This is a genomic window from Thalassorhabdomicrobium marinisediminis (assembly GCF_003072065.1).
GTDB lineage: Bacteria > Pseudomonadota > Alphaproteobacteria > Rhodobacterales > Rhodobacteraceae > Octadecabacter > Octadecabacter marinisediminis.
The window spans coordinates 172,883-186,271 of the sequence record NZ_QCYG01000001.1 but is presented as its reverse complement, the minus strand read 5'-3'; the positions used below and the strand labels follow the sequence as shown (position 1 = coordinate 186,271).

Annotated in this window: 14 protein-coding genes; 8 read left to right on the top strand and 6 right to left on the bottom strand. The window is 66.5% G+C overall.

Annotated features, from left to right (window positions below; all coding sequences use genetic code 11):
- The first annotated feature begins 77 nt into the window (after window positions 1-77).
- The 5 genes from DC363_RS00940 (at window position 78) to DC363_RS00930 (ending at window position 4,015) form a co-directional block, all read left to right on the top strand.
- On the top strand, window positions 78-917 hold the full coding sequence (locus DC363_RS00940; protein WP_108639252.1) for an AAA family ATPase: 840 nt from the start codon (window positions 78-80) through the stop codon (window positions 915-917).
- Window positions 918-1,116: 199 nt separating this feature from the next.
- Complete coding sequence (locus tag DC363_RS16775) at window positions 1,117-1,281, top strand: hypothetical protein (protein WP_158270812.1); 165 nt, start codon at window positions 1,117-1,119, stop codon at window positions 1,279-1,281.
- Window positions 1,278-2,657, top strand: coding sequence for a DUF2927 domain-containing protein (locus DC363_RS00935; protein ID WP_108639251.1), 1,380 nt, complete (start codon window positions 1,278-1,280; stop codon window positions 2,655-2,657). Before DC363_RS16775 ends, DC363_RS00935 begins: the two co-directional genes overlap by 4 nt.
- 3 nt (window positions 2,658-2,660) lie before the next feature.
- On the top strand, window positions 2,661-2,831 hold the full coding sequence (locus DC363_RS16920) for a hypothetical protein (RefSeq protein ID WP_196778350.1): 171 nt from the start codon (window positions 2,661-2,663) through the stop codon (window positions 2,829-2,831).
- Complete coding sequence (locus DC363_RS00930) at window positions 2,831-4,015, top strand: vWA domain-containing protein (RefSeq protein ID WP_108639250.1); 1,185 nt, start codon at window positions 2,831-2,833, stop codon at window positions 4,013-4,015. The genes DC363_RS16920 and DC363_RS00930 overlap by 1 nt, the downstream gene beginning before the upstream one ends.
- 18 nt (window positions 4,016-4,033) lie before the next feature.
- On the opposite strand, the gene DC363_RS16770 is transcribed toward DC363_RS00930, so the two are convergent.
- Complete coding sequence (locus DC363_RS16770; RefSeq protein ID WP_158270811.1) at window positions 4,034-4,204, bottom strand: hypothetical protein; 171 nt, start codon at window positions 4,202-4,204, stop codon at window positions 4,034-4,036.
- Between the two features lie 175 nt (window positions 4,205-4,379).
- On the opposite strand from DC363_RS16770, the gene DC363_RS00925 reads away from it, so the two are divergent.
- Window positions 4,380-5,063, top strand: coding sequence for a M48 family metallopeptidase (locus DC363_RS00925; RefSeq protein ID WP_108639523.1), 684 nt, complete (start codon window positions 4,380-4,382; stop codon window positions 5,061-5,063).
- Window positions 5,064-5,159: 96 nt separating this feature from the next.
- On the opposite strand, the gene DC363_RS00920 is transcribed toward DC363_RS00925, so the two are convergent.
- From DC363_RS00920 to DC363_RS00910, 3 genes are read right to left on the bottom strand one after another with little or no spacing between them, the layout of a single operon-like run.
- On the bottom strand, window positions 5,160-5,702 hold the full coding sequence (locus DC363_RS00920) for an RSP_2648 family PIN domain-containing protein (protein ID WP_108639249.1): 543 nt from the start codon (window positions 5,700-5,702) through the stop codon (window positions 5,160-5,162).
- A gap of 4 nt (window positions 5,703-5,706) precedes the next feature.
- Window positions 5,707-6,903, bottom strand: coding sequence for an RSP_2647 family RNA methyltransferase (locus DC363_RS00915; RefSeq protein WP_108639248.1), 1,197 nt, complete (start codon window positions 6,901-6,903; stop codon window positions 5,707-5,709).
- A gap of 42 nt (window positions 6,904-6,945) precedes the next feature.
- Window positions 6,946-7,575 carry a DUF6778 family protein gene (locus DC363_RS00910; RefSeq protein WP_108639247.1) on the bottom strand — a complete coding sequence of 210 codons (630 nt, stop codon included), beginning with the start codon at window positions 7,573-7,575 and terminating at the stop codon, window positions 6,946-6,948.
- A gap of 233 nt (window positions 7,576-7,808) precedes the next feature.
- On the opposite strand from DC363_RS00910, the gene edd reads away from it, so the two are divergent.
- Window positions 7,809-9,611, top strand: a complete 1,803-nt coding sequence (gene edd, locus DC363_RS00905) for a phosphogluconate dehydratase (RefSeq protein WP_108639246.1) — start codon at window positions 7,809-7,811, stop codon at window positions 9,609-9,611.
- Between the two features lie 80 nt (window positions 9,612-9,691).
- A complete protein-coding gene (gene eda, locus DC363_RS00900; RefSeq protein WP_108639245.1) occupies window positions 9,692-10,333 on the top strand; it encodes a bifunctional 4-hydroxy-2-oxoglutarate aldolase/2-dehydro-3-deoxy-phosphogluconate aldolase in 642 nt (213 codons plus the stop codon).
- A gap of 3 nt (window positions 10,334-10,336) precedes the next feature.
- On the opposite strand, the gene DC363_RS00895 is transcribed toward eda, so the two are convergent.
- Both DC363_RS00895 and DC363_RS00890 read right to left on the bottom strand, forming a co-directional pair.
- On the bottom strand, window positions 10,337-10,603 hold the full coding sequence (locus DC363_RS00895) for a hypothetical protein (RefSeq protein ID WP_108639244.1): 267 nt from the start codon (window positions 10,601-10,603) through the stop codon (window positions 10,337-10,339).
- Entirely contained in the window at window positions 10,590-13,376 is a 2,787-nt protein-coding gene (locus tag DC363_RS00890) for a [protein-PII] uridylyltransferase family protein (protein WP_108639243.1), read from the bottom strand. Before DC363_RS00890 ends, DC363_RS00895 begins: the two co-directional genes overlap by 14 nt.
- Between the last annotated feature and the right edge of the window lie 13 nt (window positions 13,377-13,389).

Below are 13,389 nucleotides of genomic sequence, written 5' to 3'. Positions count from 1 at the left end.
AAATTTTCATGGCTTGATGGACAGGCCCCACATGATAGCTAGGGCAAAACGTAAATTATCGGAAAGACTGGCAAAAGATGCGATTCACCGGCACCGACACCTATGTGGCAACCGACGATCTGACCGTGGCCGTCAACGCGGCCGTGACGCTGGAACGCCCGCTTCTGGTGAAGGGCGAGCCGGGCACCGGCAAGACCGAGCTGGCCCGTCAGGTCAGCGCTGCCCTTGGCCTGCCGATGATCGAATGGCACATCAAATCGACGACCAAGGCGCAACAGGGTCTTTATGAATACGACGCCGTCTCGCGTCTGCGCGACAGCCAGCTGGGCGACGAGAAGGTGCACGACGTCGCCAATTACATCAAACGCGGCAAGCTGTGGCAGGCGTTCGAGGCCGAGGGCCGCGTGGTGCTCTTGATCGACGAGATCGACAAAGCGGACATCGAGTTTCCCAACGATCTGTTGCAGGAGCTCGACCGGATGGAATTCCACGTCTACGAGACCGGAGAGACCGTGCGCGCGCGCCAGCGCCCCATCGTTATCATCACCTCGAACAACGAAAAGGAACTGCCCGACGCCTTCCTGCGCCGCTGTTTCTTCCACTACATCCGCTTTCCCGACATGGAGACGATGCGCAAGATCGTCGAGGTCCATCACCCGGGCATCAAGGATGCGCTGCTGACCACGGCGCTCACGCAGTTCTACGAGGTGCGCGACCAACAGGGGCTGAAGAAAAAGCCCTCTACCTCGGAAGTGCTCGACTGGCTGAAACTGCTTCTGGCCGAGGATCTGACCGCCGAGGACCTCAGGCGCGACGGCGCCTCGGCCCTGCCGAAACTGCATGGCGCGCTGCTCAAGAACGAACAGGACGTGCATCTGTTCGAGCGGCTGGCCTTCATGGCGCGCGGCCAACGCTAGACCCGCGGCCCGCACCGATTGCGTTCTTTGCACCACACCTTGCGGTTGTTTACGAAAAGTAAAAATTTTTTAGTGCGCCCGGCGCCGTTCTCTCCTCTTAAATAAGGTTCCGGTCAAGGGTCGCGGAATTGCCCAATTTCGCACCCAATCGGGCCTCAGTCCAAGGGCAATCTGCGGCTGAGAGATGAGGAGAGCAAAGTTGACCAAGGCAAACATGCCGGTCGCGAAGCCTGCGCCAGCACAGGAGGACACCCTGGGCGCACGACAGGCGTGGACCGAAGAGCTGACCATCCACCGGGCCCGCGTCGCCGCGCAGGATCCCGCCGGGATCGATCCCTATGCTCCGTCGGGGCGCAAGACATGAAGCGCCGGTATCGCCGCCTTCTGGCCCTTTCGATTGCCTTCCTCACCGCTTGCTCTCCGGCGCCCAACGGCTCGGGCCCGTCCCTGCCCACGCGCACCATGGGCCTGCAGGACAGCTTGCCGCCCATGCGGTCCTTCGCCGGCGACCGGGTGACCACACCGACCCGCTCCAACCGCGAGATCGGCAAAGATTTCATGGACCTGTCCTTCCAGATGGAAAGCGGCCGTCCGGTGACCCGCCTGACCCGTTTCGAGACGCCGATCTCCGTGCGGGTGACAGGTCAGGTGCCACCCAGTCTGACCCCCGATCTGCGCGCGCTGCTGGGCCGTTTGCGCGACGAAGCCGGGATCGACATTTTCATGACCGGCGCGGAAAGCGCGGCCATCACCGTTGAGGCGATCCCCCGCGCCGTGCTCAACAAGGCCGTGCCGCGTGCCGCCTGTTTCGTGGTGCCGCGCGTGTCGTCCTGGGCCGAGTTCAAGTCCGTGCGGCGCACGCCCACGGTGGACTGGACCACCCTTGAACGCCGCGACCGTGCGACCGTTTTCGTCCCCTCGGACGTGGCACCGCAGGAAATCCGCGACTGCCTGCACGAAGAACTGGCGCAGGCGCTGGGGCCGCTCAACGACCTCTACCGCCTGCCCGACTCGGTCTTCAACGATGACAACATCCACGCGGTTCTGACGTCGTTCGACATGCTGATCCTGCGCGCCTATTACGATCCCGCACTTGCCAACGGCATGACCCGCGGTCAGGTGGCCGCGCGGCTGGGTCCCGTGCTCGACCGGCTCAACCCCGCCGGACAGGCCCGCCCGGCCCGACCGCAGAACGACACCACTCGCGACTGGATCCAGAACATCGAAACCGCGCTGACGGCCGGGTCCTCGGGCACCACCCGCCGCACCGCCGCCCTGCGCGCGGTCAATCTGGCGCGGGCGCTGAACTGGTCCGGCCCGCGCGACGGTTTCGCCCTTTACGCCTTCGGCCGCCTCAACGTCGGCTACGACAGCGATCTGGCCCTGAACGCGTTTCAGCAATCCTTGCAAATCTACAACGGCTCGCCGGAAACCCGCCTTCACGCGGCCCATGTCTCAGTGCAACTGGCCGCCTTCGCCCTGTCCTCGGGCGACGGACAGGCAGTGCTGGATCTTGCGGAATGGGCCCTGCCCGTGGCCGCCGCCCATGAGAACGCCGCCCTTCTGGCGACGTTGATGATGTTCAAGGCCGAAGCGCTCGAGATGCAGGGCCGCAGCGGCGAAGCCAGCGCCGTCCGGCTGGACAGTCTGGGCTGGGCGCGCTACGGGTTCGGCCACGATGACAACGTGCGTGCGCGCCTCTCGGAGATTGCGTCGCTCAATCCACTCAAAGGGACCTGACCCATGATCTACCCCCTCGGCGGCCTGATACTCGGAGCACTGCTGGGGGCGTATCGGGCCCGCGCCCAGGGCGGCAAGCTCGCTGACATCCTGCAATGGGCGGCGGTCTTCGCGATGATCTTCGGCGTGATCGGTCTGTTCATTGCCGTGATCCTCACCCGCCTCGCCGTCTGATGTTTCTGCCGTTCTTCGACCAGTTGCGTCGGGGCGGTGTGCCGGTCTCCCTGCGCGAATATCTCACGTTCCTTGAAGGGATGTCCGCCGGTCTTGCGACCTATGACATCGAGGCGTTCTATTTCCTCGCCCGCACCTGCATGGTCAAGGACGAGCGGAACATCGACAAGTTCGACCGCGCCTTCGCCGCTGCCTTCGAAGGGCTCGAACGCATCAGCGCCGATCAGGTGCTTGAGGCCGTGGACATCCCGCAAGACTGGCTCGAGAAGATGGCCGAAAAGCATCTTTCGGCGGAAGAAAAGGCCGAGATCGAGGCTTTGGGCGGCTTCGACAAGCTGATGGAGACGTTGAAACAACGCCTCAAAGAGCAAAAGGGCCGCCATCAGGGGGGCAACAAATGGGTGGGCACCGCCGGCACCTCGCCCTTCGGCGCCTATGGCTACAACCCCGAAGGCGTGCGCATCGGACAGGATGAAAGCCGCCACCAGCGGGCGGTGAAGGTCTGGGACAAGCGTGAGTTCCGCAACCTCGACGATACGGTCGAGATCGGCACCCGCAACATCAAGGTCGCCCTGAAACGTCTGCGCCAATGGGCCCGCGACGGTGCTGCGGAGGAACTCGATCTCAATGGCACCATCCGCGCCACCGCCGAGCACGGCTATCTTGACGTGAAAACCCGCCCCGAACGGCGCAACGCGGTGAAAGTCCTGCTGTTTCTCGATGTGGGCGGCTCAATGGATCCGCATATCAAATTGGTGGAAGAGCTTTTCAGCGCCGCCAAGTCCGAGTTCAAGCACCTCGAACATTACTATTTCCACAACTGTCTTTACGAAGGTGTCTGGCGCGACAACCGCCGCCGCTGGGACGCGCAAACCCCCACGTGGGAGGTTTTGCGCACCTATGGCTCTGATTACAAATGTATTTTCGTGGGCGACGCCTCCATGTCACCTTACGAGGTCGCCTCCCCCGGCGGGGCCAACGAACACTGGAACGAAGAAGCGGGCCACGTCTGGCTGGAACGGGCCCGCGATCAATGGCCCGACCACCTTTGGCTCAACCCGCTGCCCGTACGCTACTGGCCCTATACCCAATCGGTGCAGATGATCCGCGAGGTTTTCGGCGCCGACCGCATGGTGCCCATGACGCTTGAGGGCATCGAACGGGGCATGAAACTGCTCAGCTGACGGCCCTCGCCTGCGACGTCATTCCCGCGCATCGCGTGGCGCGCCTGCCCCTTGCCCGCTGCCCTCGCGGTCCGCCTGCGCAATCTTCTCCAACAAGGCCGCGAACCTCTCATCGGTTTCCGGCACTCCGTCAAAGGCCCGCTGCAACGGCGCCTCGACACTCTCTCTGTATAACTCGTTACCAAACATGGCGATGCTCCTTTACCCCTCAAGAACAAGACGCCGAAGCGGGCGTATGGTTGCAACAAATCACAGTCTCGTGACGGGTGTTCCCCCGCTGCATCACTCCCTCGCGCTTTGGCCCGGCCCGGTCATCTCCGTGATCCGCCTTGCCCCGCCGCCGCCAAGCGCCCATATCTTCCCCATGCTCAAACTCCTCCCGCTCCTGCTCGCCATCGGTTACGGCATCGTCATGTATCGCCTGTCGGCCTGGCGCCTCGCGCGGGAGCTGGACGCGAAATCGACCGAGCTGGCCGACGGCCCCCTGCGCGCGCTGACGGCGAAAATGGCCCGCGTGGTGGATATCCCGCAGATCAAGGTCCACATCTACGAAGTCTCGCCCATCAATGGCCTCGCCGCGCCGGACGGGCGCATCTTCATCACGCGCGGCTTCTATGACACCTACCGCAAGGGCGAGGTCACGGCAGAAGAACTCGCCAGCGTCATCGCCCATGAGCTGGGGCACGTGGCCCTGGGCCATTCGCGGCGCCGGATGATCGACTTTTCCGGCCAGAACGCCCTGCGCACGGCGCTCGCCATGGTCCTGTCGCGGTTCATTCCGGGCATCGGTCCGCTGATCGCCAATGCGGCGATGTCGGTGCTCATGGCGCGGATGTCGCGCGGTGATGAATACGAGGCCGACGCCTATGCTTCGGCGCTTCTGGTCAAGGCGGGGATCGGCACCGAAGGTCAGAAATCACTCTTCAAGAAGCTCGAACGCCTCACCGGTGCGGGCGGTGCCGCGCAGCCCGCGTGGCTGCTCAGCCACCCCAAAACCGCCGAACGCATCGCCGCGATCGAAGCCAACGAAGCCCGCTGGACCACCTGACCCGCCATCCGCGCGCCAACTCATCTTTGCTTCAAAAATATCCCGGGGGAGGCCGCAGGCCGGGGGCAGCGCCCCCGATCTTCCGCTACAAAACCCCTACCCCGCCAACCACTTGCCCAGCCGCGGCAGACGCGCCTTGCGCATCAGCTTGCGCATCTCCCACGGGGCGCCCGACAGCCGCCGCGCCTCGGCCAGCACGTTGTCCGCGACCCCGCGCACCACCTCGGGATGCTCCGCCCCCAACCGCCAGAGGAACCCGTCCGGGTCGATCCGCTCCACCCCCTCTTCGGCCAGAATGTTGCGGGGGAAATCCTTGGCGTTCACCGTCATGATTGCGTCGCAAGACGCCCCCACCGCCGCCGCCAACACGTGCACGTCATCGGCATCCGGCAACCGCAGGTGCCGCGCCAGCCCTTGCGGTTCGGGCACCAGCGCGCGGGGGAAGCGCAGGCTCAGGGCCGCGATCTCGCCCCGGGCGATGGTCTCTCCTTCGGGGCCGATCTTGCGCGCCGCCCGCGCCCATTCCTCCAGAATGCGCGGCGACCAGCGCGGCGTGAACAGCCCCGCCTCGGCCACGCCGAGAACCACCTCGCGCATGACGGTGGGGTAGAGCACGCAAGCGTCGATCAGAACCCGCATGGGATCACAAATGGAAGGCCAGCGCCTTGAGGTATCCCCCCTCGGCCAGTTGCGGCAGCAACGGATGATCGGGGCCAGCAAAGCCCGTGTAGATCAGGGGGCCGCGCCGCCCGCCCTTGCCGATGCCGCGCGCGCTGGCGTCGCGGAACTGCTTCAGGTCCGCCGCGTGGGAGCACGAACACAGCACCAGATAACCCCCTTGGCGCACCAGCGGCGCGGCCAGCCGTGCGACCCGCTCGTAGGCGCGCAGTCCCTTGTCGAGCGTGGTCTTCGACGGCGCGAAGGCCGGCGGGTCACAGACGACCACATCGAACCGTTCCTTTGCCTTGCCCAGCGCCTCGAGCACCTCGAAAGCGTCGCCTTGCCGGGTCTCGAGCCGGTCCCCCAGCCCCGACGCGTCCGCCCCGCCGCGGGCCAGCTCCAGCGCCGCGGCCGACCCGTCCACCGCCAGCGCGCTCTCGGCCCCTGCGGCCAGCGCGGCAAGGGAAAATCCGCCCACATGGCTGAACAGGTCCAGCATGCGCCCGCCCTTCGCCAGCCCCGCTGCAAAGGCGTGGTTCGGGCGTTGGTCGTAGAACAAACCGGTTTTCTGCCCGCCCATGACGTCCGCCAGATAGGTCGCGCCGTTCATTGGCACCAACAGCGGGCGTTCGGGAGCGGCGCCGGTCACGACGCTCAACTCCTCGTCAAGCCCTTCCAGCGCCCGGGCCCGGCCGGTGCCGTTCTTGATCACGGTGGTCACGCCGGTGACCGCCACCAGCGCGGCAACCAGCGGATCGAACAAACGCTCGGCCCAGGCGGCATTCGGCTGCACCACCGCCACCTCACCGAAGCGGTCGATGATCACCCCGGGCAAGCCGTCGGCTTCGGCATGGACCAACCGGTAGAAGGGCGCGTCATAGAGTGCTGCGCGATGGGCCAGCGCGCGGGTCAGCCGCGCAGTGAACCAAGCCTCGTCGATCTGCGCCTCGGGGTCGCTGTCCAGCATCCGCACAGCGATCTTGGCCTTGGGGTTGATCGCGCCCAGCCCCAAAGGCTTGCGTTCCGCATCCTCAAGCACCACCAGCCCGCCGTGGCTCAGCCCCTTGGTGCGCCGGTCCATCACCAGCTCATTGGCAAAGGCCCAGGGAAATCCGTGGCGGATGACTTGCGGTTTGGCTTTAGGCAGCAGGCGAACGATCGGCAAAGGGAGCTGTGTCATGACAGCCCCCTTAGCGCGTTCATCGGCCCTTGGAAAGCGGCCTTAGGCGTCGGTGCCCGCCGCTGGCCCCGTCTCGGACACCCCCGACAACTCTTGCCGGAACAGGCTGGTCAGGCGGCTGATGATCCGCACCTTTTGCGTCTGCCCTGCCCCTTCCGCCGCCATCGCGGCAGAGCCACCCAAGGCCGGGAAATCGGCCACGATGCGGCGCGTAGGCTCCAACACTGCGCCGGTCCGGGCGTGGCGCACCGTCAGGTCGAACTTGATCGAATGGGTGCCACCCACGGAATAGCGCGTCCGCTCGGTCAGGGAATGGAACCGCGCCAGCACCACGTCGACCGTGACCGGGGTCGCCCCGTCCAGCGCCGCACCGGCACCATCGATCGAGGTCTCGAAGATCTCGGCGATCTGCGCCCCGCGATCCCCCAGCGGGTCCCCCCGCCAGACAATGTCCGCGATGGGGTAATAGGAATTGGCCTCGGACACGGTCAGATCCTCGGGCACGGCGAAGCGCACCGATTGCACCCTGTAGTCGCGCACGATCTGTTGCGGCGCCGCCGTGGCGACCGGTGTGCCCTGAAAGGCGGTGTTGCGGGATACGATGTCGACGGTGGAACAGGCACTCAGCCCTGTCACAAGGGTCGCCAATGCGATATACTTCAGATGTTTCATTCAGTCCTCCGGGGCGTCGCCCTATCTGCATGCCCCTTTGTGATGGGCCCCCCATACTGTCCCGTTCCATGGGGCGAAAATGTGGTTAACGAAGGGTCATTGCGGGGTAACAGCAAGGCGAAGATCGCACTGCGAGCCGTCCAACGGCCCGAATTCGGGTCCAAACATCCGTTGTTAGCGCTAACTAGATGTGCTAGAGCCGCGCTGACCGCAAATGAGCCAGAGGTGCCCCCATGACCCTCAATTCCACCGTCGACCGCGTGACCGAACGCATCATCGCGCGCAGCGAAGGCCCGCGCCGCGCCTATCTCGACCGGATGGCCCGCGCCGCCGAAGAGGGGCCGCGCCGGGCGCATCTGTCCTGCGGCAACCAGGCCCACGCCTATGCTGCCATGGGCGACGACAAGGCGATGCTGGCCGCCGACCGCGCGCCCAATATCGGGATCATCACCGCCTACAATGACATGCTCTCTGCGCATCAGCCGTTCGAAAACTACCCCGAAAAGATCCGCAACGCGGCCCGCGCGGCCGGCGGCACCGCGCAGGTCGCAGGCGGTGTGCCCTCGATGTGCGACGGCGTCACCCAGGGCCAGACGGGGATGGAGCTGTCGCTTTTCTCGCGCGACGTCATCGCACTGGCCGCAGGCGTGGGCCTGTCGCACAACGTCTTTGACGCGGCGCTCTATCTGGGCGTCTGCGACAAGATCGTTCCCGGCCTGATCATGGCCGCCGCCACCTTTGGCTATATTCCCGGCCTGTTCGTGCCCGCCGGCCCCATGACCTCGGGCCTGCCCAACGATGAAAAAGCCCGCGTGCGGCAGGAATTCGCCAAGGGCAACATCGACCGCGCCGAGCTGATGAAGGCCGAGATGGAAAGCTACCACGGGCCGGGCACCTGCACCTTCTACGGCACCGCCAACACCAACCAGATGCTGATGGAGTTCATGGGGCTGCACCTGCCCGGCGCGTCCTTCGTGAACCCCCACACCGACTTGCGTGAGGAGTTGACCAAACAGGCGACCCGCCGCGCGCTTGAGATCACGGCCCTTGGCAACGATTACACCCCCGTCTCGGACATCCTTGACGAAAAGGCTTTCGTGAACGGGCTTGTCGGGCTGATGGCCACGGGCGGCTCGACCAACCTTGTGCTGCACCTGCCCGCCATGGCCCGCGCCGCCGGGGTGATCCTCGACCTTGAGGATTTCTCCGACATTTCGTCTGCCGTGCCGCTGATGGCCAAGGTCTATCCCAACGGGCTGGCCGACGTGAACCACTTCCACGCGGCGGGCGGTCTGCAGTTCATGATCTCCAACCTGCTCGAAGAAGGCCTGATGCATGAGGACGTCAAGACCGTCGCCGGGCGGGGGCTGAACCATTACACGCAAGAACCGATGTTGACGGACACGGGCTTCGGCTACCGCGCTGGCCCCAAAACCAGCCACAACGACAAGATCCTGCGCCCCGCCTCGGACCCCTTCGCGCCGCAAGGCGGGCTGGTCCAGCTTGCCGGCAACCTCGGGCGCGGCGTGATCAAGGTTTCCGCTGTGGCCCCCGAACGCCATATCATCGAAGCACCCGTGCGCATCTTCCACGAACAACACGACTGCAAGGCCGCATTCCAGGCGGGAGAGTTGACCGAAGACACCATCGTCGTCGTCCGCTTTCAGGGTCCGAAATCCAACGGCATGCCGGAGTTGCACTCGCTGACGCCGACGCTCGCGGTGCTGCAGGACCGCGGCCTCAAGGTCGCGCTGGTCACCGACGGGCGCATGTCCGGCGCCTCGGGCAAGGTGCCCGCCGCCATACATGTCGCCCCCGAAGCCGCCGACGGTGGCCCGATCGCGCTGCTGCGCGACGGCGACATCGTCCGGCTTGACGCCAGCACCGGCACGCTGGAATGCCTCACGGACCTCACCGGCCGCGAACCGGCACAAGCCGATCTGGCCGGCAACGGCACCGGCGTGGGGCGCGAGCTGTTCGAGATGTTCCGCCAGACCGTCGGCCCCTCAACCGAAGGCGCGGCCGTGGTGCTCTAGCGCCCCGGTCCCTTCATCTGACCAAATAAACTCCCGCCGGAGGCGCACATCGCCCCGCACGATCCCGCGAAAGGTTTTTCATGACCCCCGAACACGCCTCAGAACTCACCGCCAAGGTCTGCTCCCTCGCCCCCGTGGTGCCGGTCCTTGTGGTGGACGATGCAAGCATCGCCGCCGACCTGGCCCGCGCCTTGATCACCGGCGGCCTGCCCGCGCTTGAAGTCACCCTGCGCACGCCCGCCGCCCTCGACGTGATCCGCGAGATGGCAAAAGTTGAGGGCGGCGTCGTGGGCGCGGGCACGCTGCTCACCGAAGCCGATGTCGAAGCCGCGAAAGAGGCGGGCGCAACCTTCGGCGTCGCGCCTGGCGCCACCGACCGGCTGCTCGACGCCTGCGAGGCGAACGACCTGCCGCTGTTGCCCGGTGCGGCCACCGCGTCCGAGGCCATGCGCCTGCTGGAACGCGGCTACAGCACGCAGAAGTTTTTCCCGGCCGAGGCCAACGGCGGCGCGCCCGCGCTCAAAGCCATCGGCGCGCCGATCCCGCAGGTGAGGTTCTGCCCCACGGGCGGGGTGTCACTGGCCAATGCGCGCGACTATCTCAGCTTGTCCAACACGCTCTGCGTGGGCGGCTCGTGGGTGGCGCCCAAGGACAAGGTCGCAAGCGGCGACTGGGATGCGATCACCGCGCTGGCGGCCGAAGCGTCCGCCCTGCCGCGCTAGGCCTTAGCCCACAGTGCGCCCGCGCCGCCCACCCCGGCGCACGGGCGGCGCGCCGTCGTCCACGGCCTGCGCCAGCACCCGGCTCATGGGGTGATCCTCGTCCTTGTCGCGGTGCTTGTCCTGCAGGGCGCGCACGGCGCGGCGGGAATCGCCTGCGACGCTCAGCGCCCAGTCCAGAAAGATCGACCGGCATTCGGCCGTGCTGATCCCCTCGATCCGGTAGGCTTCCTCGATCAACCCCTTGGGGTCCGTCGCATCACCCTTTGCCATCGCTCTCTCCTACCAATTGCGCGATCACCCGCGCTGCAGCGCTGCAGGTCTTATCCATCCGCGCGGCCAGATCGTCCAGTGTCTGCGTGTCGGTCTCGCGCAGCAGGAAGCGCCGCGCGCCCTCGCCCAGCTTGTCTGCATTCAGGCCCGCGTCCAGCCCGGTGCCCAGAACAAGCTGTGCCGCCGCCTGCACCCGCCAACACAGATCCGCCGCAGTGGTGAGCGTCTCGGCCTGCGCCGCATCCAGCAGCCCCGCCGCCCGCCCCGCTTCGATCTGCGCGGCGGTGGCGCGCACGGTCGATCCGGCCTGCAGCGCCACCATCTGCGCGGCCAGTTCCACATCCTGCAGGCGCCCCGGGCCGACCTTGGCATCCCATTGGCCCTGCGCGGGTTTCGACCCGGCGATGCGCGCGCGCATGGCGGCCACGTCTTCGGCGATGCCCGCTTCCTGCCCCTTGATCTGCAACACCCGCTCGCGCACCGCTTCCACGTCTGCCGCCACGCCCGCGTCCCCGGCGATCACCCGCGCGCGGGTCAGGGCCAGATGCTCCCAGGTCCAGGCCTCTTCCATCTGGTAGGGCTCAAACCCCGCCAGCGCCGTGGCCACCGGCCCCTGCCCGCCCGAGGGACGCAGCCGCATATCGACCTCGTAAAGCCGCCCCTCGGCCATGGGCGCGGTCAGCGCGGTCACCAAGGCCTGCGTCAGCCGCGCGTAATAGGGCCGCGTGGCAAGTGGCCGCCGCCCCTCGGAGGCCTCAACCCCCGCGCCGTCATAGATCACGATCAGGTCGAGGTCCGACGCCGCATGCAGCCGCCCCGCGCCCAGACTGCCCATGCCGACGACCACGGCACCGCGCCCCGGCGGTGCCCCATGCTTCTCGGCGAACTGCTCTACAACCACCGGAAACAGCGCCTCTAACACCGCGCGGGCCAGATCGGCATATTGCCGCCCCGCCGTCTCGGCGTCGATCAGCCCTTGCAGGTGATGCACGCCGATGCGGAAGTGCCATTCCTTCATCCAGCGTCGCGTTGCATCCAGCCTGTCTTCATAGTCATCCTCACGCGCGAGGACCTCTTGCACCTGCGCCAGCAACCCGTCAGGACCCGGCCAATCGGCCCAGAAATCGCCGCCGATCACCGCGTCGAACACCGCCGCATTGCGGCCAAGATATTGCGCCAGCGCGGGCGCGGTCGCGGCGATGTCCACGATCAGGGTGGTGAGCTTCGGGTTCGCCTCGAACAGGGAGAACACCTGCACCCCCGCGGGCAGACTCTTGAGGAACCCGTCGAAAGCGAGCAACGCCTCATGGGGTTTCGCGGCGTCCTTCAGGGCTTCCATCAATTGCGGTTTGAGCCGCTTGAAGATCTCCACCGACCGGGGCGAACGCAGCGCCGGATAGGTGGCCCAGCGGTCGGTGATCTCGGCGCCGAAGTCGTCGGCGACGGGCACCTCGTCAGGGGCAAAGAACCCTTCGGTGAGCGTGTGAACCTCCTCAAGTCGGGCACGCAGATCGCTTTGCAACGTGGCCACATCGGTGCCCATGAAAGCCGCCAGCCGCGCGAAGCCCTCGTCGCTTTGCGGCAAGGCGTGGGTCTGGGTGTCGCGCAACATCTGCAAGCGATGCTCGACCTCGCGGTGGGCGCGGTAATGCGCGGTCAGGGTGTCCGCCTCTTCTTGTGTCATCCAGTCGGTCTGCGCCAGCGCCGCCAAAGCGCCCACCGTGTCGCGGCAGCGCAGCGCCGGATCGCGCCCCCCGGCGATCAACTGCCGCGTCTGGGCGAAAAACTCGATCTCGCGAATGCCGCCGCGCCCCAGCTTCATGTCGTGCCCGGGCAGGCTGATCTCCCCGCCCAGCCCCTTATGCTCGCGGATGCGCAGGCGCATGTCGTGGGCGTCCTGAATGGCCACGAAATCCAGATGTTTGCGCCACACGAACGGGGTCAGCGTTTGCAGAAACGCCTCACCCGCCGCAATATCCCCGGCCGAGGCGCGCGCCTTGATGTAGGCGCCCCGCTCCCACGTGCGGCCAAGGCTTTCGTAGTAGCGCTCCGCGGCCTCCATCGACAGGCACACGGGCGTCACCGAGGGGTCGGGCCGCAGCCGCAGATCGGTGCGGAACACATAGCCGTCGCCGGTCAGATCACTGAGCGTGGCGGTCATCTTGCGCGTCACCCGCACGAAGGCCTGCCGCGCGTCGTGGTAGCTGTCGGGGTCGAAGCGGGTTTCATCGAACAGGCAGATCAGGTCGATGTCGCTGGAATAATTCAACTCGTGCGCGCCGCCCTTGCCCATGGCGATGCTGACCATGCCGCCCGCGGTCTCGGCGTCCTGCGGTTCCTGTCCGGGCAGCTTGCCACGCTTGATCTCGGCGGCAACCAGCCGCTTGAGCGTCACGTCCACCGCCACATCCGCCAGCCGCGTGAGCGCGCCGGTCACCTCCTCCAGCGACCAGACCCCGCCCAGATCGGCCAGCGCGGTGAGCAAGGCCACCCGCCGCTTTGCCTGCCGCAGCCCGGGCATCAGCGCGCCCAGCGCGAGATCCGCCGCCGTGGCAAGTTCGGCCTCCAAAGCGGCCTCGGGGTCGTCCAACGCGCCCTTCAGCCAGTCCCCCTCTTTCGCCAAAAGCCCGTGCAGATAGGGGCTGCACCCCGCCGCGCCCGCGATCAGCCCGCGCACCTCGGGCGGGCAATCGCCGAACGCGGCCACCCCTTCGGCGGCGCGGTCGGCGTCGTAAGGGTCGGGTGAGCGGGTCAGGCGGCTGGCAAAATTCATGGCCCGACTCTGG

What these genes read in the sequence shown, in the direction of transcription:
- edd (WP_108639246.1), top strand. Translation starts at nt 7,809, where the DNA reads ATGACCCTCAATTCCACCGTCGACCGCGTGACCGAACGCATCATCGCG.
- DC363_RS00890 (WP_108639243.1), bottom strand. Translation starts at nt 13,376, where the DNA reads ATGAATTTTGCCAGCCGCCTGACCCGCTCACCCGACCCTTACGACGCC.
- eda (WP_108639245.1), top strand. Translation starts at nt 9,692, where the DNA reads ATGACCCCCGAACACGCCTCAGAACTCACCGCCAAGGTCTGCTCCCTC.
- DC363_RS00910 (WP_108639247.1), bottom strand. Translation starts at nt 7,575, where the DNA reads ATGAAACATCTGAAGTATATCGCATTGGCGACCCTTGTGACAGGGCTG.
- DC363_RS00920 (WP_108639249.1), bottom strand. Translation starts at nt 5,702, where the DNA reads ATGCGGGTTCTGATCGACGCTTGCGTGCTCTACCCCACCGTCATGCGC.
- DC363_RS00915 (WP_108639248.1), bottom strand. Translation starts at nt 6,903, where the DNA reads ATGACACAGCTCCCTTTGCCGATCGTTCGCCTGCTGCCTAAAGCCAAA.
- DC363_RS00935 (WP_108639251.1), top strand. Translation starts at nt 1,278, where the DNA reads ATGAAGCGCCGGTATCGCCGCCTTCTGGCCCTTTCGATTGCCTTCCTC.
- DC363_RS16920 (WP_196778350.1), top strand. Translation starts at nt 2,661, where the DNA reads ATGATCTACCCCCTCGGCGGCCTGATACTCGGAGCACTGCTGGGGGCG.
- DC363_RS00940 (WP_108639252.1), top strand. Translation starts at nt 78, where the DNA reads ATGCGATTCACCGGCACCGACACCTATGTGGCAACCGACGATCTGACC.
- DC363_RS00925 (WP_108639523.1), top strand. Translation starts at nt 4,380, where the DNA reads ATGCTCAAACTCCTCCCGCTCCTGCTCGCCATCGGTTACGGCATCGTC.
- DC363_RS00930 (WP_108639250.1), top strand. Translation starts at nt 2,831, where the DNA reads ATGTTTCTGCCGTTCTTCGACCAGTTGCGTCGGGGCGGTGTGCCGGTC.
- DC363_RS16770 (WP_158270811.1), bottom strand. Translation starts at nt 4,204, where the DNA reads ATGTTTGGTAACGAGTTATACAGAGAGAGTGTCGAGGCGCCGTTGCAG.
- DC363_RS00895 (WP_108639244.1), bottom strand. Translation starts at nt 10,603, where the DNA reads ATGGCAAAGGGTGATGCGACGGACCCCAAGGGGTTGATCGAGGAAGCC.